Origin of the sequence: Streptomyces sp. NRRL B-24484, assembly GCF_000717715.1 — a bacterium.
Lineage (GTDB): Bacteria > Actinomycetota > Actinomycetes > Streptomycetales > Streptomycetaceae > Kitasatospora.
Map to the genome: position 1 here is coordinate 49,424 of NZ_JOAI01000042.1, position 20,579 is coordinate 70,002.

A 20,579-nucleotide genomic window follows, 5' to 3' on the forward strand; every position below is an offset into this window, starting at 1 on the left:
TCGCACCACCATGAGCACGCCGAAGAAGAACACGTACAAGAGATCCCTCATCGCGTCGTCGGCCGCGGCCGCCCTGCTCGGCACCGCCGCCCTGATCTCGCCGGCCGCCGGTTCGGCGAGCGCGGCGGGCACGGCCGTCGACACGACCCCGGTGAAGGTCTGTCTGACCGGGAACACCAGCACCACCGCCGAGTTCAACGTCACCCTGCCCAAGGTGGCCGTCGACCCGGTGCTGCAGGCGACCCCGTCGTACCTGGGGCCGTGCGCCTCGTACGGCACGCCGAGCGCCCTGGGCAACGGCAACGTGCGCACCTACGCCCAGCAGGAGCCGAACGGCAAGCCGATCTCGATGGGTTTCGTCTTCCCGAAGACGATGCTGCAGAACCTGCCGACCACGATGACGGACCAGCACCACTGCTACGACATCAACGGCAACGGCGTCATCGACGAGCACACCGAGTGCATGGGCGGCCACGAGCGTCCGCTCGACCTGCCCACCGCGCTCACCAGCACCCCCGACATCCCGTACAAGTGGGCGCTGCTGAACTACAACACCATGGGCCACGGCCCCGCGGGCATCTACGACATCCCGCACTTCGACTTCCACTTCTACGTCCAGCCGAAGGCCGAGCGGGACGCGATCCGCCCCGGCCCGTGCGCGCTGGCGATCAACTGCGACGACTTCGCCACGGCGACCAAGCCGATCCCGTCGCAGTACATGCCCTCCGGCTACATAGACAACGGGGTGGCCGAGGTCGCGATGGGCAACCACCTGATCGACCAGAGCTCCCCCGAGTGGCACGGCCAGACGTTCACCCAGACGTTCATCTACGGCGCCTACGACGCGAAGATCAGCTTCCTGGAGCCGATGATCACCAAGGCGTACCTGGACGGCCTGGCCACCGGCGCGAACCAGAGCGGGTGCTTCCCGATCAAGCAGCCGCAGGCCTGGCAGGTGGCCGGCTGGTACCCGAAGGACTACTGCATCAAGTACCGCGCCAACCGCGGCGACTACACCGTCTCGATGGAGAACTACCAGCACAGCTGAGCCATCGACCAGGCAGGGCCCTCCCCCGCCCTGCCCTCGGAGCCCGGCACCGGGGGCCATCCCCACCCCCGGTGCCGGGCCGCACCCACAGGCCGTTCGGATACGCGGAGGAGACAGCGCATGGACGGCGCCGGACATCCACGAGTGGCAGGAATCTGACATGTCATCGGCGATCTCACTCGCAGTCATCGGAGGCGGGGCCTCGGCGGTCTGCCTGATCGACGCCCTCGCCCAACGCGACACCGCCCCCGGCAGCATCACGGTCTTCGAGCCGTCGCCGCACCTGTGGCGGGGCCGGGCGTACCAGTCCGACACCACCACGGTGAAGGTCAACGCGACCCCCGACGACATGTCGGTCCGGGCCGGGGACGACCGGCACTTCGAGCGGTGGCTCACGACCCGGGACCGGATCCTCGGCCTGCCGGAGGGCACCAGCGGGCTCGACCCGAAGGCCGGCGCCCGCTTCGCACCGCGCACCGAGTACGGGGAGTACCTGGAGCAGACCGCGCACGCCGCCCTCGCCAAGCTGCGGCTGCGCGGCTGGCGGGTGGACCTGGTGAGCGAGTCCGTCACCTCCGCCAACCTGGCGGCCGGCCGCGCGATGCTGCGCACCAACGAGGGCCGGGTGCGGGCCTTCGACTACGCGGTGCTCTGCGTCGGCGGCGACAGCCCCAAGGACGTGTACGGGCTCACCGGCAGCGGGAACTTCATCGGCGACCCGTACCCGATCACCCAGAAGCTGCAGTCCGTCGCCCCGGACCAGCACGTCGCCGTGATCGGCAGCGGCCTGACCGCCGTCGACATCATCATCTCGCTCGCCTCCCGCGGGCACCGCGGCCGGATCAGCCTGCTCTCCCGCCGCGGCATGCTGCCCGGCGTCCGGCAGAAGCCGGTCCACTTCGACCTGAAGCACGTCACCCCGGAGCGGATGCAGCGGCTGTCCCGCCGTCAGACCAGCCTGCGCCTCCAGGAGATCGCCGACCTGATCGGCAAGGAGTTCGCCGAGGCCGGCGCCGACCTGACCGCGGTGATCGAGGAGATCACCGGCGCGCACCGCGAGCACCCGGTCGAGCGGCTGCGCCGCCAGCTCTCCGAGGTCGACTCGCCCGACCTGGGCCTGCGCATCCTGCAGCGCGCGGTGCCGGACACCGGCCCGGACATCTGGCCGCTGCTCTCCGAGCGCGACAAGGTCGAGCTGCTGCGCACCCACTACCGGACGATCATGAGCCTCTGCTGCCCGATGCCGCCGAGCAGCGCCACCGAGCTGCTGCGGCTCGCCGACGAGGGCCAGCTGCAGATCGTCTCCGGCCTGCAGGACATCGCGGCCGGCCCGGAGGGCGGCTACACCGTCGAGACCTCCGAGCAGGACGCCTTCCGGGTCGACGTGGTGATCAACGCCGTCAACGCCTCCGAGGGCAAGATCCCGATGGCCGCGGCCCCGCTGGTCAACTCGCTCACCCGCAACCGGCTCGCCGACCGCCACCCGCACGGCGGTCTGCACATAGCCCGCGCCACCAGCCGGCTCGCCGTCGAGGGCCGGCCCGAACCGCGCTGGTACGCGCTCGGCAACATCGCCGCCGGGACGCTGTTCTTCACCTTCGGCATCCCCTCGCTGGTGGACCGGAGCCAGGACATCGTCCGTGCCGTCCTCGCGCACTCCCAGCGGATCGCCGGCCTGCGCGCCGAGCGCGTCCTGCAGAGCGCCTGACCCGGCGCCCGAGACCAGAGCCAAGGAGAGCACCCCCGTGACCACGACCACCCCGAGCTACCTGGCGGACACCGCCACCGGCCTGCCGCTGCCCGGCGACGCACAGTTCGCCACCGCCGCCGAGGAGCGCCGGTACCGCAAGCAGCGGCTCACCGCCGCGCTGCGGCTGTTCGGCAAGTACGGCTTCGGCGAGGGCATATCGGGCCACATATCGGTCCGCGACCCCGAGCTGCCCGGGCACTTCTGGGTCAACCCGTTCGGCGTCTCCTTCAAGCGGGTCACCGTCGGCGACCTGATCCTGGTCGACTCCGACGGCACGGTGGTGGAGGGCCGGCACAAGGTCAACCCGAGTGCCTTCGTCATCCACTCCGCGATCCACGACATGAACCCGGACGCGGAGGCGGCCGCGCACGGCCACACCGCCCACTCGCGGGCGCTCGGCGCGCTCGGCCGGCTGCTGGAGCCGATCGACCAGGAGTCCGCGGCCTTCTACGGCAGGCAGGTGCTCTACACCGAGTACGAGGGCCCCTCGGTCGCCGTCGAGCAGGGCAAGGACATCGCGCAGAAGCTCGGCGACAACCGGGCGATCCTGCTCCAGCACCACGGCCTGATCACGGTCGGCGGCTCGCTGGAGGAGGCCGTGCACTGGTTCTTCACCTTCGACAGCTGCGCCGAGGTCCAGCTGCTCGCGCTCGCCGCGGGCACCCCGAAGAGCTTCAGCCACGAGCAGGCCGTCTCCGCCGGCGCCGGCTTCGGCGACGCCCAGCTGGGCCGCTTCAGCTTCCAGCTGCTCTGGGACGAGATCGTCCACGAGCAGCCCGACCTGCTCGACGAGTGACGGCCCGTCGGGCACACCGCACACCCCTGCCACACGAGGAGTGGTCATGAAGGTTCTGCTGTTCGGAGCGACCGGGAACATCGGCGCCGCGATCGCCGAGGAGCTCGTCGCCCGCGGCCACGAGGTCACCGGAGTCACCCGCTCCGGCGGCACCGGCAGCGGCTCGGCCGTCCCGCTCGTCGCCGGTGACGTCGCCGACGCCGAGCAGGTGGCCGAGCTCGTCCGGGGCCACGACGCGGTCGCCTCCGCCGTCGGCCCGCGGATCGGCGCGGACGACGACCGGACGATCCTCCTCGGCGCCACCGACGGCCTCGTCGCCGGCCTGCGCAAGGCCGGCGTGAAGCGCCTGGTGGTGCTCGGCGGCGCCGGGAGCCTGCGCACCGCCGAGGGCACCCGCGTCGTGGACGACCCCCACTTCCCGGAGCTGTGGAAGGCCAACGCCCTCGCCCAGATCGAGGCGCTCGGCCGCTACCACGAGGTCGACGACCTCGACTGGACGTACATCTCGCCGGCCAAGCTGATCGAGCCCGGCGAGCGCACCGGGGCCTACCGGCTGAGCGGCGACGACCTGCTGGTCGACGCGGACGGCCGGTCCCGGATCAGCATCCCGGACTACGCGGTCGCCTTCGTCGACCAACTCGAAGGCGGACAGGCCCTGCGGACCAGGGTCTCCGTCGCGTACTGACGCCGCGTACCGGCGGACCGACGGCCCCCACCCGACGGTCCGCACCCCGCATCGGCACCACCGGCACGCCCGGCGACCGGCCCCCGCCGACCGCCGGGCGCGCCACCACTCCGGAGGGAACCCACACCATGTCATCCACCGCCAGGACCAAGGGCGGCGGCGCGGTCGTCGCCATCCTCGGCGCGCTCACCGCACTGGGCCCGCTGTCCAACGACACCTACCTGCCCGGTCTGCCCGACCTCACCCACGACCTGCACGCCAGCGCCTCGGCCGGCCAGCTCAGCCTCACCGCCTGCCTGCTCGGCCTCGGCCTCGGCCAGCTCTTCGCCGGCCCGATCTCGGACGCCGCCGGCCGCCGCAAGCCGCTGCTGTGGGGCCTCGGCGTCTACACCGTGGCGGCGCTGCTGTGCGCCGTCGCCCCGAACATCTGGCTGCTGGTCGCGCTGCGCGCGATCCAGGGCCTCGGCGGCGCGGTCGGCATCGTGATCGCCGCCGCGGTCGTCCGCGACAAGCACGAGGGCGCCGCGGCCGCCAAGTACTTCGCGCTGCTGATGCTGATCACCGGCCTGGCGCCGGTGCTCGCCCCGGTCGCCGGCGGCCAGCTGCTGCGCTTCACCTCGTGGCACGGCATCTTCACCCTGCTCGGCGTCCTCGGCGCGCTGCTGCTCGTCGTGGTCGCCGTCGGCCTGCCGGAGACCCACCCGGTGGAGCGGCGGCGCACCGGCGGCCTGCGGGCGACCGGCCCGGTCTTCCGCCGGCTGCTCTCCGACCGCGTCTTCGTCGGCTACAACCTGGCCTGCGGCCTGGCCTTCGCGGCGATGTTCGCGTACATCGCGGGCTCGCCGTTCGTGCTGCAGGACATCCACGGCATGTCCCCGCAGGGCTTCAGCGCGGTCTTCGCGGTCAACGCGGCCGGCCTGGTGATCTGCGCGCAGATCTGCGGCCGGATCGTGCACCGCACCGGCCCGCGCCCGCTGCTCGCGATCGGCCTGACCGGCTCCGCGGTGGGCGGCCTCGGCCTGCTCGTCACGGTGCTCGCCGACGGCGGCCTGGTGCCGCTGCTGGTCGCGCTGTTCGTGGTGGTCTCCAGCGTCGGCCTGGTCATGCCGACCGCGACCGCGCTCGCCCTGCAGGAGCACGGCGACTCGGCCGGCTCCGCGGCGGCCCTGCTCGGCCTGTCCCAGCACATCATCGGTGCCGCCGTGGTGCCGCTGGTCGGCCTGGCCGGCGAGGGCACGGCCGTGCCGATGGGCATCGTCATCGCGGTGCTCGGCAGCGGCGCGCTGCTCTCCTTCGCCGCACTGACCCGCGCCGCGGCCGCGCCGGCCGCGGCGGCCGGTGCGGACACCCGCTCCGAGCAGGCCGCGCACGCCTGACCCACCGCCGCCCCGCCGGGCCCCGGCCCGGCGGGGCGGCCCCTCGCTCTCCCCCGCACCACCCGCACCACCGCAAGTCCCCCGCTCCCCCGGAACCACTGAAGTACGGGCGTTGCGCCCCGATCGCCTCGCACGCTCTGCCGCACCGCGTCCCATTTCACGAGCCGGAGATCGTTATGCCGTTCGCAACCACGACCGACGTCCTGCCCCGGGAGGAGTCCTGGCGGACCCTGCCCGCGGCCCAGCAGCCGGACTGGCCGGACCCCGATGCCCTGGAGCGGGTCTGCGACGAACTGCGCACCTACCCGCCGCTGGTGTTCGCCGGGGAGTGCGACAACCTGACCGCCCGCCTCGCCGCGGTGGCCCGCGGCGAGGCCTTCCTGCTCCAGGGCGGTGACTGCGCGGAGACCTTCGACGGCGTCTCCGCCGACCAGATCCGCTCCAAGCTGAAGACCATGCTGCAGATGGCCGCGGTGCTGACCTTCGGCGCCTCGGTGCCGGTGGTCAAGGTCGGCCGGATCGCCGGCCAGTACTCCAAGCCGCGTTCGCAGTCCACCGAGACCCGGGACGGCGTCACCCTGCCGACCTACCGCGGCGACTCGGTCAACGGGCTGGCGTTCACCGCCGGCGCCCGGGTGCCCGACCCGCAGCGGCTGCTGCGGATGTACAACTCCTCCGCCGCGACGCTCAACCTCGTCCGCGCCTTCATCTCCGGCGGCTACGCCGACCTGCGCGAGGTGCACTCCTGGAACCAGGACTTCGTGCGCACCTCGCCGGCCGGCCAGCGCTACGAGCGGCTCGCCGAGGAGATCGACTCCGCGCTCTCCTTCATGCGGGCCTGCGGCGTCGACCCGACCGAGCTGCACCGCACCGAGTTCTACACCAGCCACGAGGCGCTGATCCTGGACTACGAGTGCGCGATGTCCCGCCTCGACAGCCGGTCCAACGACCGCTACGACGTCTCCGCGCACATGCTGTGGATCGGCGAGCGCACCCGCCAACTGGACGGCGCCCACCTCGAGTTCGCCTCCAAGGTGAACAACCCGATCGGTGTGAAGCTCGGCCCGACCACCACCGCGGACGAGGCGCTCACCCTGATCGACCGGCTCGACCCGAAGCGCATCCCCGGCCGGCTCACCTTCATCACCCGGATGGGCTCGGAGAAGATCCGCGACCTGCTGCCCCGGCTCGTCGAGAAGGTCACCGCCGAGGGCGCCCGGGTCGCCTGGGTCTGCGACCCGATGCACGGCAACACCTTCACCGCCTCCACCGGCCACAAGACCCGCAGCTTCGACGCGGTGCTGGACGAGGTCGCCGGCTTCTTCGAGGTGCACCGCTCGCTGGGCACCCACCCGGGCGGCATCCACGTCGAGATCACCGGCGACGACGTCACCGAGTGCGTCGGCGGCGGTCACGCCCTGGTCGCCGAGGACCTCCACCAGCGGTACGAGTCGGCCTGCGACCCGCGGCTCAACCGCAGCCAGTCGCTCGACCTGGCCTTCCTGGTCGCCGAGATGTACCGGGGCCGCGGCACCGCCGCGGGCGTCCGCACCGTGCAGGCGGTGCGCTGATGCGCGCCGTCCGCGGGGCGATCCAGGTCGACCGGGACGACCCGGACGAGGTCATGGACGCCACCCGCCTGCTGCTGCGGGAGATCATCGAGGCGAACTCGCTCGTCGCCGACGACCTGGTCTCGATCCTCTTCACCGCCACCCCGGACCTGCGCAGCGGATTCCCCGCCCGCGCCGCCCGCGACCTCGGCCTGACCGACGTGCCGCTGATGTGCGCGCAGGAGATGGACGTCGACGGCGGGCTGCCGCGGACCGTCCGGGTGCTGGTCACCGCCGAGACCCCGCTGCCCCGCGACCGCGTCCGGCACGTGTACCTCGGCGGGGCCCGGGCGCTGCGCCCCGACCTGGCGCAGCCGATGGCGGGTGCCCGGTGATCCGCACCGCCGCGGTGGTCGGGGCCGGGCTGATCGGCACCTCGGTGGCGCTCGCACTGAGCCGCCGCGGGGTGCTGGTGCACCTGCTGGACACCGACCGGAACGCCGTCCGCACCGCCGTCGCGCTCGGCGGCGGTGTGGACTGCCCGCCGGACCACCCGGTGGACATCGCGGTGATCGCGGTGCCACCGAGCGCGGTCGGCCGGGTGCTGGCCGACCAGCAGGCCCGCGGCCTCGCCCACGCCTACACCGACGTGGCGAGCGTCAAGCACGAGACCGAGCGGGCGGTGCTGGTCGGCGCCCCGGACCCGAGCCTGTTCGTCGGCGGCCACCCGATGGCCGGCGGCGAGCGGTCCGGACCGCTGGCCGCCTGCGCCAACCTCTTCGAGGGCCGCACCTGGGTGCTGACGGCCTGTGAGCAGACCTCGCGGGAGACCCTCAACCGGGCGCTCGCCATGGTCGCCATGTGCGGCGCGGTGCCGGTGGTGATGGAGAGCGACGCGCACGACCGCGCGGTGGCCCTCGTCTCGCACGCACCGCACGTGGTCGCCGCACTGATGGCCGCCCGGCTGGAGAACGCCCCCGAGGAGGCGTCCCGGCTGGCCGGCCAGGGGGTGCGCGACATGACCCGGATCGCCGGCGGCGACCCCGGGCTGTGGGGCGACATCCTGGAGTCCAACGCCACCGCCGTCGCCGACGTGCTCAGCGAGCTCGCCGACGACCTGGCGGCCACCGTGCGGGCGCTGCGCGGCCTCGCCGAGGTCGACGCCGCCAAGCGGGCCGAGGAGATGACCCGGGTGATCGACCTGCTCGGCCGCGGCAACGCCGGCCGGGCCCGGCTGCCCGGCAAGCCCGGCACGGCCGGCGGCGCGCTGGTGCCGGTGGTCATCGGCGACCGGCCGGGCGAGCTGGCCCGGCTCTTCGCCGCCGTCCAGGACACCGGCGTCAACATCGAGGACGTGTCGATCGACCACTCCACCGGCCGGCCGAGCGGCCTGGTCGAACTGGTGGTGGCCACCGACGCGGCCGGCCTGCTCGCCGACCGGCTGCTGGCCGCCAACTGGACGGTGCAGCGGATCCGCCCGGTGTACGCGAACCGGTCCGCGGGCGCCGACGACCGGGACCGCGGCTCCGCGGACCGGGTCACCGTGCCGAGCTGACGAGGGAGCAGCCGTGACGCTCGTCTACGTGCTCAACGGCCCCAACCTGGCCCGGCTCGGTCTGACCGAGCCGGGCCCGGACGGCCGCGCCGCCTACCCGGAACTCGTCCGGGTCTGCCAGGAGACCGCCGCCGAACTCGGCCTGCGGGCCGTGGTGCTGCAGACCGACAGCGAGGCGGAACTGGTCGGCTGGCTGCACCGGGTCGCCGAGGAGGCGGCCCCGCTGGTGCTCAACCCGGCCGCGTTCACGCACTGCTCGTACCCGGTGCGGGACGCGCTGGCGCTGCGCCGCGCACCGGCGATCGAGGTGCACCTGTGCAACCCGTACGCGCGCGAGCCGTTCCGCCGGGTCTCCGTGCTGTCCGACGTGGTCGACGGCGCGGTGACCGGCCTCGGGACGGACTCCTACCGGCTCGCGCTGCACGCCGTCGCCCGCCTCGCCGGGGCGGGCACCCGTCCGGAACCCCAAGGAGCCATCGCGTGACCACCGCCGCCCGAGGGGCGACCGCCCGCATCCCGGGCTCCAAGAGCATCACCAACCGGGCGCTGCTGCTGGCCGCGGCCGCCCTCGGCCCGAGCCGGCTGGGGGCGCCGCTGGTCAGCGCCGACACGGTGGCCTTCCGCCGGGCGCTGGAGGCGCTCGGCGTGCGCGTCGACGAGCAGGACGGCGACTGGGTGGTGCACGGCACCGGCCGCGGACCGCACGGCCGGGCCCGGATCTGGTGCGAGGACGCCGGAACCGCCGCCCGCTTCCTGCCGGTGCTCGCCGCGGCCGGCTCCGGCCGGTTCGAGGTGGACGGCACCGAGCAGCTCCGGGCCCGCCCGCTCGGTCCGCTGGTCGACGCGCTGGTGCGGCTCGGCGCCGAGGTGACCGCCGGGCCCGGCGGCCGGCTGCCGCTGACCGTCCGCACCACCGGGCTGCAGGGCGGCGAGATCGCCCTGGACTCCACCAGCAGCAGCCAGTACCTGACCGGTCTGCTGCTGTCCGCGCCGCTGATGCGCAGCCCGCTCACCGTGCACGCGGCGGGCCTGGTGAGCCGCCCCTACATCGACATGACGGTGGCGCTGATGCGCCGCTTCGGCGCCGACGTGGCGGAGGGGCCGGACGGCCGGCTGCGGGTCACCGGCGGCTACCGGGCCACCGACCTGCGGATCGAGCCGGACGCCTCCACCGCCTCGTACGTCTTCGCGGCGGCGGCGGTGACCGGCCGGTCGGTCACGGTGTCCGGTCTCGGCAGCGACAGCCTCCAGGGCGACCTGCGGTTCGTCGAGGTGCTGCGGCGGGCCGGTGCCGAGGTGGAGACCGGCGCCGACGGCACCACCGTGACCGGGACGGGGCGGCTGCGCGGCGGCTTCGAGGTCGACATGGGCGACATCTCGGACACCTTCATGACGCTGGCGGCGGTCGCGCCGCTCGCGGACGCGCCGATCACCGTCACCGGCATCCGGCACGCCCGGTTCAAGGAGTCGGACCGGATCGCCGCCGTCGCCGGCAACCTGCGGCGGCTCGGCGTCGAGGTGACGGAGGGGCCGGACCGGCTCACCGTGCACCCCGGACCGGTCACCGGCGGCCTCGTCGACTGTCACCGCGACCACCGGATCGCGATGTCCTTCTCCGTCCTGGGCCTGCGGATACCGGGCATCGTGCTGGACGACCCGTCCTGCGTCGACAAGACCTTCCCCGAGTTCCACACCGAGTTCGCCCGCCTCTTCGCCTGACGGAAAGCCACAGGGGCGCGTGGGGGTGTGCCCTCCACGCGCCCCTGTGGCTTTCCGTCACCGCCGGGCGGCAGCCGCCCGCAGGACCACGTCGTTGGCCTCCGGCTCCCCCACCGTGATCCGCACGCCGTCCGTCCCGTACGGCCGGACCACGGCGCCGAGCTCCGCGCAGGCCTCGGTGAACGCGGCGGTGCGCCCGCCCAGCCGCAGCCAGACGAAGTTGGCCTCGCTGTCCGGCAGGGCGAAGCCGCTCTCCCGGAGCGCCGCGGTGACCCGGGCCCGCTCCTTCACCAGCAGTTCGACCCGCTCGAGGAGTTCGTCCTCGGCGGCGAGGGAGGCCAGTGCGGCGTCCTGGGCGAGCCGGCTGACACCGAACGGCAGCCCCACCTTGCGGAGCACGGCCGCCACCTCCGGGTGGGCGACGGCGTAGCCGATCCGCAGGCCGGCCAGGCCGTACGCCTTGGAGAAGGTGCGCAGCAGCACGACGTTGCCGTGCCGGCGGTGGAAGTCGAGGCCGTCGGCGGCGTCCGGGTCGCGGACGAACTCGGTGTAGGCCTCGTCGAGGACGACCGTCACGTCGCTCGGCACCCGGTCGAGGAAGCGCTCCAGTTCGGCGCGGCGGACGACGGTGCCGGTGGGGTTGTTGGGGGTGCAGAGGAAGATCAGCCGGGTGCGGTCGGTGACCGCGTCGGCCATGGCGTCGAGGTCGTGGCGCTCGTCGGCGAGCAGTGGGACCCGGACGGAGGTGGCGCCGCAGACCTCGGCCATGATCGGGTACGCCTCGAACGACCGCCAGGCGTAGAGGACTTCGTCGCCGGGGCCGGCGGTGGCCCGGACCAGCAGCCGGCCGACGGCGACCGAGCCGGTGCCGAAGACCAGCCGGTCGGCGGGGACGTCGAGCCGGGTGGCGAGCGCCTCGGCGAGGGCGGTGCAGGCCGGGTCCGGGTAGCGGTTGATCCGGCCTGCCTGTTCGCGGACGGCGGCGACGACCGAGGGCAGCGGCGGGTAGGGGTTCTCGTTGGAGGAGAGCTTGAGGTTCTCGCAGCCCTGCCGCGGGGATCGGCCGGGGACGTAGTCCGGGACGGCGGCCAGCGCGGCTCTGAGCCGGGGGGCGTCGTAGCGGCTCACAGCGGGTACCTCCTGCGATCGGGCCCGATCAGGTCGGGTTGAAGGGCGAGGGGGCGGCGAACTTCCAGCGCAGGGTGGTGAAGTCGCGGACCTCGACCACCTGCTCGACGTCGAACTCGACCAGCCGCAGGGCGCCCTGGACGGCCTTGGTGCGGGACTCGTCCCAGTCGATCCGGGCCTTCCCGGTGACGTGCAGGGCGTGGCCGGCCTCCCAGTCGAGGAAGGTGAGGCCGCAGGCGGGGTCGAGCTGGAGGTTGCCGAGGGTCATGTAGAAGGAGTTGCCGAAGTAGTCCGGCCAGACGATCCTGTTCGGCGCGGGGACCTCGACGAAACCGGCCGCACCGCCGCGGTGCGAGGCGTCGGCGCCGTGCTGCGGAGCCCGGCTGGCGATGAAGAAGGTGTCGGCGCCGGTGATCAGGCGCTGCTGGTCGGCGTCGAGCACGGTGGAGCGGCGCACGGTCGGTGCGGCGGCCTGCGGTGCGTCGGGGCGCAGCACCCGCTGCTGCAGGTACTTGGGGCAGTTGCCGAGGACCTGCTCGGTGGTGACGACCAGGATGTCGCCCTCGCGCTGCGCGACGCCGTTGATCCGGATCCGCTGGCTGGTCTGCGGCTCGATGGCGAGCATGCCGATGTCGCGCTGTTCGTCGAAGACGTGCTCCAGCGGGTCGCCGGCCACCGGCAGGGCCTTGACGTGGATGGTGTGGGAGCCGACGGCGCCGGCGAAGCCGCGCGGGCCGGTCAGGACGGTGGCCCAGGCGGCGCCGTCGTCGTCCACGCCGCCGATCACCAGCATCCGCTGGCGGCGCAGGAACATGTCGAACGGCGGCGGGATCGCGGCCTCGAACATCGGCGAGCCCCAGCCGGGGTGGCCCTCGCCGGCCCGCTGCTGCACCGCCTGCTCGCCCTCGTGGTACGGCGTCTTGACCATGGGTCGGCCCTCTCTGTGCGGGTGTTCGTCCGGTGCGGCGGATGTCGCCGCCGGTCGCCCGGTGGGTTCACGGGCGCGGGCCGGGAGCCCGGGGTTCGCCCCGGGCGCCCGGCCCGCACGTGCGGTCGGCGGTGCCGGTCAGGCGTGCTTGCCGATCAGCAGGACGGTGTCGACGACGCGGTTGGAGAAGCCCCACTCGTTGTCGTACCAGCCGGCGACCTTGACGGTGCGGTTGTTGATGACCTTGGTGAGACCGGAGTCGAAGATGCAGGACGCCGGGTCGGTGACGATGTCGCTGGAGACCAGCGGCTCGTCGGTGTAGCGCAGGACGCCGGCCAGCGCGCCCTCGGCGGCCTTCGCGAACAGCGCGTTGACCTCCTCGACGGTGGTGTCCCGGGCGACGGTGACGGTCAGGTCGGTGACCGAGCCGACGACGACCGGGACGCGCAGCGCGTAGCCGTCGAGCTTGCCGTTGAGCTCGGGCAGCACCTGGCCGATGGCCTTGGCGGCGCCGGTGCTGGTCGGCACGATGTTGCCGGCCGCGGCCCGGGCCCGGCGGAGGTCCTTGTGCGGACCGTCCTGCAGGTTCTGGTCCTGGGTGTAGGCGTGCACGGTGGTCATCAGGCCCTGCTCGATGCCCAGGCCGTCGTTGAGGACCTTCGCCAGCGGGGCGAGGCAGTTGGTGGTGCACGAGGCGTTGGAGACCACGCTGTGGACGTCCTCGTCGTACACCGCGTCGTTGATGCCGATCGCGATGGTGAGGTCCTGGTTGGTGGCCGGGGCCGAGATGATCACCTTGCGGGCGCCGGCCGCGAGGTGCGCCTTGGCCTTCTCGGCGTCGGTGAAGACGCCGGTGGACTCCACGACCACGTCCACGCCCAGCTCCGCCCAGGGCAGGTCGGCCGGGTTGCGCTCGGCGGTGACGCGGATGCTGCGGCCGTCGACGACGATCTCGCCCTGGCCGGCCGTCACCGGCACCGGCAGCTTGCCGAGCGTGGTGTCGTACTTCAGGAGGTGGGCCAGGGTCGCCGCGTCGGTGAGGTCGTTGACCGCCACGATCTCGATGTCGGCGTTCTGCTCAAGTGCGGCGCGGAGGAAGCTCCGGCCGATCCGGCCGAATCCGTTGATGCCTACCTTGATTGCCACGGGTGGGCCCCTTCTGGGTGGGTGCACAGGGGGACGCGCGCAGCGCCGGTGATCCGCGCGCCCGGCACTGATCTGTACCGCCGACGCTAGGCGGGGCCCGGCCGGGCGACTTGTCGGAACGCGCACGGGTCGTGGTGCGCCGGCGCACGATCCGGCCGGAGCGCTTCACAGCGGGCCGGGCATCACTGCTGCCGATGAAAACCGCATACCTTCCAGAAGGTATGTTTCCATGATGGAGGGGTCCGCCCTCCCGGAGCGGACCGAGTGTCGACTGACGCGGCCTCAAGTCCTCGCGGGGGAGCCATGGATGCACTGCTTACCGAGAACTGGCACACCGACCACGGAACGGCGCCACGTCAGTCGGCGGAGGTGTCTGCGCAGCAGGTGGTGGAGAACGTGAGCGAGGTCAGCCTCGGCAGGGTCCGGATCACCGTCGTCGAGGGCGCCGCCCCGGACTGCACCGGCGACGACCTCCGGGTCTCCCAGCACCGCACCCGTACGGGCGAGGCCTACCTGCGGGTGAGCTGCCCGCTGTCCGACCCGCTCGCCGTCCCCGAGCTGCTGCGCCGGCTCGCCGACCAGGGCGCGCTGCCCTCCGACCGCACCGCCGAGCTGCTGGCCCGCGGCATCACCGGGCTGGTCGCCCAGGCCTGCGCCGACTACATGGACCGCGACCAGGACTCGCCCCGTCCGGCCCGCAGTTCCGGCCTCGCCCGCCGCGCCATGCTGCAGCGGGTCAAGCACTTCGCGCGCAGCCGGCTCGCCGATCCCGAGCTGAAGCCGGAGATGCTCGCGCAGCACCACCACATCTCGCTGCGCTACCTGCAGAAGCTCTTCCAGGAGCACGGCCAGAGCCCGGCCAGCTGGATCCGCGACGAGCGGCTGCACCGCTGCTGCACCGAGCTGCGCGACCCGCGGCTCGCGCACCTGACCATCGCGATGATCGGCGAGCGCTCCGGCCTGTACGGCGCCTCGCACTTCAGCCGGCTGTTCCGCGACCGCTACGGCATCTCGCCGCGCGAGTACCGCCGCGACCACGCCCGTCTGACCGACGCCGCCTGACCGACGCCGCCGGCCCGGTGCCGCCCGCCCGGGCCGGCCGGTGTCGCCGCACCGCCAGCACCGCCGTCCCGCACCGCCCGAACAACGCCGCCCGCCGGGCCGGCCGGCACCGACCGGACCGGACCGGGACGACCGGCGCCCGCCGGTCCCGAGCGAAAGGCCCTCCTCCGTGTCCAGCCCGTCCAGCTTCGAATACCCGGGCGAGTTCTACGAGGTGATCCGCAAGGATTTCCGCGACCTCGCCACCGAGACCGAGTTCCTCGCCTCGTACCTGCCGCCCGGCGGGTCCGCCCTCGACATCGGCAGCGCCACCGGCGGCAACCTGCGGGCCCTGGCCGCGCTGGGCCACCCCGGCACCGGCCTCGACCAGAGCGCCGCCTTCACCGAGTACGCCGCCTCGAAGGCGCAGGAGCCCGGCTCCGCCCCCGTCGAGTACGTGTGCACCCGGGCCGAGGAGTACACCACCGACCGGCGCTACGACCTGGTGTACAGCCTGTTCAGCACGCTCAACCAGCTGGACCGCGGCGAGCTGCGGCAGCTGCTGGCGGCCGTCCGCGGCTGGCTCGCCCCCGGCGGCCACGTCGTGGTCGACATCGGCCACCTGCTGAACTTCGTCGACGGCTACCAGCCGAACATCATCGCCCACCACCAGGGCGACGGCCTGCTCGTCACCCGGCTCGCCCGGCAGTCCGTGCACGCCCACCGCGCGGTCTGGCGGAACGAGGAGACCATCATCGCCCGCGACGGCGGCGGCACCGTCTCGATGTACGCCAACTTCTTCGACCAGACCGTCTTCACCGCGCCCGAGGTCCGCGACCTGCTGGTGGACGCCGGCTTCGAGGTGGTCGCCGAGTACGGCGGCTTCCGCAAGGAGCCCGGCCCGCGGATCGGCCGCGGCCCGCTGCTGTTCGTCGCCCGTGCCGCCGCGACCGGCGAGGAGGCCGCCGCATGACCACGACCGTCGACACCCGCACCCTGCCGGACGCCGTCCTCGACGGCGGCCCGGCCCCCGAGCTCCCGGTCTGCAACCTCGGCGAGGCCCTGCAGCGCGCCGCCGCCCGGCCCGACGCCGGCCGGATGCACTTCGTCCGCGCGGACGGCTCCGACACCGTGCTCGGCTACCCCGAGCTGCTGGACGGCGCCCGCCGGATCCTCACCGGCCTGCGCGCGGGCGGCGCCCGCCCCGGCGACCGGGTGCTGCTGCAGATCCGCGAGGAGTCCGACCAGCTGGCCGCGTTCTGGGCCGCCGTGCTCGGCGGCCTGGTGCCGATCCCGGTGCCGCCCGGCCGCACCGACGCGCCCGAGGCCGCCGCCCAGCAGCTGGAGTGGATCTGGGCCGGCTACGACAGCCCCTGGGTGGTCGTCGGCGACGACGGCGCCCCGGCCAGCCCGGCGATGGCCGCGGCGGGCCGCTGGCTCGGCCGCACCGGTGAACTGCGCGACCACGCCCCGGCCGAGGAACTGCACCCGGCCCGCGCCGACGACCTCGCCGTCCTGCTGCTGACCTCCGGCAGCACCGGCGTCCCGAAGGCCGTCGCGCTGACCCACCGCAACGTCCTGGCCCGTTCCACGGCCACCGCGCAGGTCCGCCGGCTGGACGTGACCAGCCGCTCCTTCAACTGGATGCCGCTCGACCACATCGGCGGGCTGGTCATGTTCCACGCCCGCGACGTGCTGCTCGGCTGCACCCAGGTGCACGCCCGCACCGAGTGGATCCTGGACGACCCGACCCGCTGGTTCGAGCAGATCTCCCGGCACGGCTGCGACACCACCTGGGCGCCCAACTTCGCCTTCGGCCTGGTCAACGACCGTGCCGAGGAGATCGCCGGACGCGACTGGGACCTGCGCAGCCTGCGCTACATCATGAACGGCGGCGAGTCGGTCAAGGCCCGGGTGATCCGGCGCTTCCTCGACCTGCTGGCCCCGTTCGGCCTGCCGCGCACCTCGATGCACCCCGGCTGGGGCATGTCCGAGACCTCGGCCGGCATCGTCGACTTCGTCTTCGACCCGGACACCATGGGCGACGAGCGGTTCGTCCCGGTCGGCCGGCCGCACCCGGGCGTCCGGCTGCGCGTGGTGGACGAGCACGACGCCGCGCTGCCGACCGGCACCGTCGGCCGCCTCCAGGTGACCGGCGACCCGGTGTTCTCCGGCTACTACGAGAACCCGGAGCAGAACGCCAGGTCGTTCACCGCGGACGGCTGGTTCCGCTCCGGCGACCTCGCCGTGATCGAGGACGGCATCCTCACCGTCACCGGCCGGGTGGACGACCTGATCACCCTCAACGGCGCCGAGTACCACGGCCACGAGATCGAGGCGCTGGTCGAGGAACTCCCCTTCGTGGAGCCCTCGTTCACCATCGTCTCGCCGTGCACCGCGGCCGGCGGCGAGGAGGAGCTGGTGGTCTTCTACCACCCGCGCGGCGGCGCCGGCGACGACGAGGCCGACCGCCGGATCCGCGACCTGGTCACCGAGCGGTACGGGGTGCGCCTCGGCGGGGTCGTCACCCTCGCACGCGAGGACGTGCCGAAGACCGGCATCGGCAAGCTCCGCCGCGCCGAGCTGCGCAAGCGCTACGAGGCCGGCGGCGCCGGCGGACCGGGCACCGGGGCCTGACACCCCGCCGCGGCACGCACCGAGCGGCCCTTGGTCCGGACACCCGGCAGACCGAGGGCCGCTCGCGTGTTCATGGAGAGGACATGGACGATAGGCGGGGGTCCGGAAGAAGGGTTTGCCTTCGAACCATGAACTGCGGTACGTGAGTTCACGGGCAACGTGGTGGAACGGAAGGAAGCCGATGGCACAACAGGAGCGGGCCAGGAGGACGTACGAGGCGGTGCTGGACGCCGCAGCACGGGAGTTCTCGGCCCACGGCTACGCCAACACCAACCTCGGCCATGTGGCGCAGAGCACCGGCGTCACCAAGGGAGCCCTGTACGGCCACTTCGCCTCGAAGGAGGAACTGGCCGCGGCGCTCGTCCAACACCTGGACGATGCATGGAAGTTGATCGAGGACGGGGTCGGCGAGACACCGGACTCACCGGTGGCGACCCTGAAGAACGTGACCTGCGCGCTGGTCGCCCGGCTGCACCGCGACATCCGGGTCAACGCGGCCCTGCGGCTGCTGCTGGAGGAGGCCCAGTCCACCAAGCGGACGCCGGCCTTCGTGTCGGACGTGGAACGCACGCTGCTGCGCCTGGTCGTCCAGGCGCAGCAGCAGGGCGAGATGGACTCCGACTACCCGCCGGAGCCGGTGGCCCAGTTGATGACCACCGTGATCTTCGGTGCGCACTACCTCGGTTCGGTGCGCGAGGAGTTGGATCTGATCACCCGGGTCCGCTCCTCCTGGGACGTGCTGCTGCCGGCCCTGGGCGCCCGCTGGGTGAGCTGAAGCCGCCCGCGCTGGGCGGGCAGCCTGACGCCCGCCCGGCGGGGCACGGCGGCCCGCCCCAGCGCCTGGCCGGCCGCCTCGGCGGACGCGCGCTCGGCCCGGCCGGACGGCCGGTCGCCGACGCCGGCCACCTCGCGGTGGGCGAGGTCCGCCAGGGCCACGATGCGCTCCGCCACCGGGCGCAGCCGCAGTCCGCTCTCGGTGAGGGCGATCCGGCGGCCGCGCCGGTCGAACAGCACGGCGCCGAGCGAGGCCTCGAGGTGCTGGATCTGCGCGGTCACACTGGACTGCGCGTAGTTCAGCTTCTTGGCGGCCCGGGTGAAGCTCATCTCGCTCGACACCTCGAGGAACGAACGCAGATGCTGAAGTTCCATCAGGACTCCTTCGGAGCGGGCCGGCGGGCACGGCGGTGCACGGACGCACCCGACGGTCCGTCAGGACGTGGGGCCGCCGGGCAGGGCGGCCGGGCGGAACACGAGGTCCGCCTGGGCGATCGGACGGCCCGCCTGGGCCGCCGTGGCGCGTACGGTCCGGGAGCCGGGCTCGCCGCCCGTGGACCGGGCGTCGAGGAGGATCGGCGTGCCGAACTCGCCGTACGCGTGGAACTCGACCCGCAGGCCGGTGAGCACCTCGGCGGAGGCGCCCTCGGCCGGGCCGTCCGCGAGCAGGCCGCCCTGGCGCAGGGCCTCCAGCAGCAGCACCGCCTGGACGTGGTCGGATCCGTGGTCGAAGAAGGTGGGGTGGCCCTGGTCCACCCGCAGCCGCCAGCGGGCACCGTCGCCCGGCTGTGCGGCGAGCAGCACCACGTCGTCGGGGCGCCGCCGGCCCACCTGGGCGGGGGTGGCCGCGACCGGACCGCCGTCGCCGGACGGGAGCTCCGGTACGGCCGGGCGGGCGGCGCGCAGCCGCCGGTAGAGCGCCGGGTCGAGGATCTCGCCGCCGATGGTCACCCGGGCGCAGGGGCGGCCGGCGCCGGCGTGCACGACGGTGTGCGTCCGGAAGGGCATCCGGCGGCCGGCCCGGCGCTCGGCGGGCATGTCGACCACCAGGTCGAGGGTGACCTCCTGCGGCGCCCCGAAGGAGCCGCGCGCGGCCTGGCCGTCCGTCAGTTCGAAGTCGAAGCTCTTAGCGACGAAGGGCAGGTCGAGCGGGACGCCGTAGTACTCGTGGAACGTGAACATGGTGGCCTGGCGGACGGTCTCGATGATGACCATGCTGTCCGCGGTCCCGCCCGGTCCGGGCTGGAAGACCGCGTGGTCGCGGGGCCACTGGGCGGCCAGCAGGTAGCTGTCCGCAGCGGCTCTGGCCGAATCGGTGAGGAACACCTCGGACACGGCGGCCTTGTGGACCAGTTTGCGCGACACCGTTCGATGGAAGTCGAGATCTGCGGCGCTCCGCTGCCGCGGCAGCAGTCCGGCCGTCGGATGGGTCAGCTGATCTGGTGCAAAGGTGTCCATCGCGAGCCTTCCCCCACGGGGCTGTGAACGACAGGGCACTGGCCAGGGTCCGACGCTGGGACCGAGAGAAAATATACCTCCGGGAAGGTATGTTGCCAAGCTTTGACTCTCCCCAAGTCCCTTTCACCACAAGGGAAAAGCGGGGGCACCGGCTCCGCGCGGAACGGCGCGGAGCCGGTGCCCCCGCCGAGAGGGGGTGCGTGGGGCGGTCAGCTGCCCGGCAGGATCAGGTCCAGCAGCTCCTCGACCCGCGCGACCACGTCGGCGCGGTCGTTCAGGATCCACGACACGTGCTGGACGCCGAAGAACGAGGCCACGATGGTCCGCGCCAGCGACTCCGCCGAGGCGTCCGCCGGGAGCTCGCCCGCCTCCTTGGCCCGTTCCAGCAGCAGGGTGTAGACGGCGATGTAGTCGATGAAGGGCAGCGGGAGATCGGCGTCGGTGACCATCCGCTCGGTCTGCAGCCGGACGGCCGCCTGCGCCACCGCGTCGTCGCGGAGCCGGCGCGCCGTCTCCATGGTCAGCCGGCGGACGGTCTCCAGCGGCTTGAGGTCCGGGTCGGCCAGGGCCGAGGTGGTCTTCGGTGCGGCCGCGTAGAAGCTGCCGACCAGTTCCGCCGCGAGCGCCTCCTTGTTGGGGAAGTGGAAGTACACGGCGCCCTTGGTGGCGCCGGCCTCCTCGGCGATCTCCTGCATGGTGACGACTTTGAAGCCCTTGCGGGCGAAGAGCGCGGCGGCGGCCTCCAGGACCGTCGCCCGGGTGCGCAGTGCCCGCGCCTGTTTCAGGGCCGGAACGCTCCGACCCGCTGCCGTGCCCCGGCTCCTGCTGGTGCCGCTGACCGGATTCCCGCTGGCCGCCATGGCTCAACCTCCAGGGGTGCCGGCACGGTTGTGCCGGAGTTTCGCGCGAATCATAACGTCACGAAGGTATGTTCCAAATATTCTGCGGTACGACGGCAGCCGGCCAGGTCCCCGTGCCCCGGAACGCC

20 protein-coding genes are annotated in these 20,579 nt (G+C 73.2%); 14 read left to right on the forward strand and 6 right to left on the reverse strand.

Features of this window, described 5'->3' with window-relative positions:
• Positions 1 to 10: 10 nt before the first annotated feature.
• The 10 genes from IE98_RS45265 to aroA all read left to right on the forward strand — a co-directional run bounded on the left by IE98_RS45265 (position 11) and on the right by aroA (position 10,479).
• Entirely contained in the window at positions 11 to 1,048 is a 1,038-nt protein-coding gene (locus tag IE98_RS45265) for a hypothetical protein (RefSeq protein ID WP_052391190.1), read from the forward strand.
• A gap of 160 nt (positions 1,049 to 1,208) precedes the next feature.
• Positions 1,209 to 2,756 carry an FAD/NAD(P)-binding protein gene (locus tag IE98_RS0130760; protein WP_063749033.1) on the forward strand — a complete coding sequence of 516 codons (1,548 nt, stop codon included), beginning with the start codon at positions 1,209 to 1,211 and terminating at the stop codon, positions 2,754 to 2,756.
• Between the two features lie 37 nt (positions 2,757 to 2,793).
• Entirely contained in the window at positions 2,794 to 3,594 is an 801-nt protein-coding gene (locus IE98_RS0130765; RefSeq protein ID WP_106976754.1) for a class II aldolase/adducin family protein, read from the forward strand.
• A 46-nt stretch (positions 3,595 to 3,640) separates the two neighbouring features.
• Complete coding sequence (locus tag IE98_RS0130770) at positions 3,641 to 4,279, forward strand: NAD(P)-dependent oxidoreductase (protein WP_030274616.1); 639 nt, start codon at positions 3,641 to 3,643, stop codon at positions 4,277 to 4,279.
• A 128-nt stretch (positions 4,280 to 4,407) separates the two neighbouring features.
• Positions 4,408 to 5,655, forward strand: a complete 1,248-nt coding sequence (locus tag IE98_RS0130775) for a multidrug effflux MFS transporter (protein WP_052391191.1) — start codon at positions 4,408 to 4,410, stop codon at positions 5,653 to 5,655.
• Between the two features lie 176 nt (positions 5,656 to 5,831).
• Complete coding sequence (locus tag IE98_RS0130780; protein ID WP_052391192.1) at positions 5,832 to 7,226, forward strand: class II 3-deoxy-7-phosphoheptulonate synthase; 1,395 nt, start codon at positions 5,832 to 5,834, stop codon at positions 7,224 to 7,226.
• The gene (gene aroH, locus IE98_RS0130785) at positions 7,226 to 7,600 is read left to right on the forward strand and encodes a chorismate mutase (protein WP_030274621.1); all 375 of its coding nucleotides are present in this window, start codon (positions 7,226 to 7,228) and stop codon (positions 7,598 to 7,600) included. Before IE98_RS0130780 ends, aroH begins: the two co-directional genes overlap by 1 nt.
• Positions 7,600 to 8,760 (forward strand): prephenate dehydrogenase, encoded by a 1,161-nt coding sequence (locus tag IE98_RS0130790; RefSeq protein ID WP_078661444.1) that lies wholly within the window; start codon positions 7,600 to 7,602, stop codon positions 8,758 to 8,760. The genes aroH and IE98_RS0130790 overlap by 1 nt, the downstream gene beginning before the upstream one ends.
• 13 nt (positions 8,761 to 8,773) lie before the next feature.
• Complete coding sequence (locus tag IE98_RS0130795; protein ID WP_030274625.1) at positions 8,774 to 9,244, forward strand: type II 3-dehydroquinate dehydratase; 471 nt, start codon at positions 8,774 to 8,776, stop codon at positions 9,242 to 9,244.
• A complete protein-coding gene (aroA, locus tag IE98_RS0130800) occupies positions 9,241 to 10,479 on the forward strand; it encodes a 3-phosphoshikimate 1-carboxyvinyltransferase (RefSeq protein ID WP_030274628.1) in 1,239 nt (412 codons plus the stop codon). The genes IE98_RS0130795 and aroA overlap by 4 nt, the downstream gene beginning before the upstream one ends.
• Positions 10,480 to 10,536: 57 nt before the next feature.
• On the opposite strand, the gene hisC is transcribed toward aroA, so the two are convergent.
• The 3 genes from hisC to gap all read right to left on the reverse strand — a co-directional run bounded on the left by hisC (position 10,537) and on the right by gap (position 13,681).
• Positions 10,537 to 11,607, reverse strand: a complete 1,071-nt coding sequence (gene hisC / locus IE98_RS0130805; RefSeq protein WP_030274630.1) for a histidinol-phosphate transaminase — start codon at positions 11,605 to 11,607, stop codon at positions 10,537 to 10,539.
• Between the two features lie 28 nt (positions 11,608 to 11,635).
• A complete protein-coding gene (locus IE98_RS0130810; RefSeq protein ID WP_030274632.1) occupies positions 11,636 to 12,535 on the reverse strand; it encodes a pyridoxamine 5'-phosphate oxidase family protein in 900 nt (299 codons plus the stop codon).
• A 138-nt stretch (positions 12,536 to 12,673) separates the two neighbouring features.
• Positions 12,674 to 13,681, reverse strand: a complete 1,008-nt coding sequence (gene gap, locus IE98_RS0130815) for a type I glyceraldehyde-3-phosphate dehydrogenase (RefSeq protein ID WP_030274635.1) — start codon at positions 13,679 to 13,681, stop codon at positions 12,674 to 12,676.
• 303 nt (positions 13,682 to 13,984) lie between these two features.
• Between gap and IE98_RS45270 the strand changes: the two genes are divergently transcribed.
• From IE98_RS45270 to IE98_RS51300, 4 genes are all read left to right on the forward strand, one after another.
• Positions 13,985 to 14,743, forward strand: a complete 759-nt coding sequence (locus IE98_RS45270) for a helix-turn-helix domain-containing protein (protein WP_159401130.1) — start codon at positions 13,985 to 13,987, stop codon at positions 14,741 to 14,743.
• A gap of 169 nt (positions 14,744 to 14,912) precedes the next feature.
• Positions 14,913 to 15,695, forward strand: coding sequence for a class I SAM-dependent methyltransferase (locus tag IE98_RS0130825; protein ID WP_030274638.1), 783 nt, complete (start codon positions 14,913 to 14,915; stop codon positions 15,693 to 15,695).
• The gene (locus tag IE98_RS0130830) at positions 15,692 to 17,359 is read left to right on the forward strand and encodes an AMP-binding protein (RefSeq protein WP_030274640.1); all 1,668 of its coding nucleotides are present in this window, start codon (positions 15,692 to 15,694) and stop codon (positions 17,357 to 17,359) included. The genes IE98_RS0130825 and IE98_RS0130830 overlap by 4 nt, the downstream gene beginning before the upstream one ends.
• Before the next feature lie 181 nt (positions 17,360 to 17,540).
• Positions 17,541 to 18,134 carry a TetR/AcrR family transcriptional regulator gene (locus IE98_RS51300; protein WP_078661431.1) on the forward strand — a complete coding sequence of 198 codons (594 nt, stop codon included), beginning with the start codon at positions 17,541 to 17,543 and terminating at the stop codon, positions 18,132 to 18,134.
• Here IE98_RS51300 and IE98_RS45785 read toward each other — a convergent pair.
• From IE98_RS45785 to IE98_RS0130850, 3 genes are all read right to left on the reverse strand, one after another.
• Positions 18,035 to 18,508 carry a LysR family transcriptional regulator gene (locus IE98_RS45785; RefSeq protein WP_063749035.1) on the reverse strand — a complete coding sequence of 158 codons (474 nt, stop codon included), beginning with the start codon at positions 18,506 to 18,508 and terminating at the stop codon, positions 18,035 to 18,037. The two genes, IE98_RS51300 and IE98_RS45785, sit on opposite strands and share 100 nt — an antisense overlap.
• 60 nt (positions 18,509 to 18,568) lie before the next feature.
• Entirely contained in the window at positions 18,569 to 19,591 is a 1,023-nt protein-coding gene (locus IE98_RS0130845) for a ScbA/BarX family gamma-butyrolactone biosynthesis protein (protein WP_078661432.1), read from the reverse strand.
• Positions 19,592 to 19,800: 209 nt separating this feature from the next.
• Positions 19,801 to 20,451: a ScbR family autoregulator-binding transcription factor gene (locus IE98_RS0130850; RefSeq protein WP_078661433.1), complete on the reverse strand. Its 651-nt coding sequence runs from the start codon at positions 20,449 to 20,451 to the stop codon at positions 19,801 to 19,803.
• Between the last annotated feature and the right edge of the window lie 128 nt (positions 20,452 to 20,579).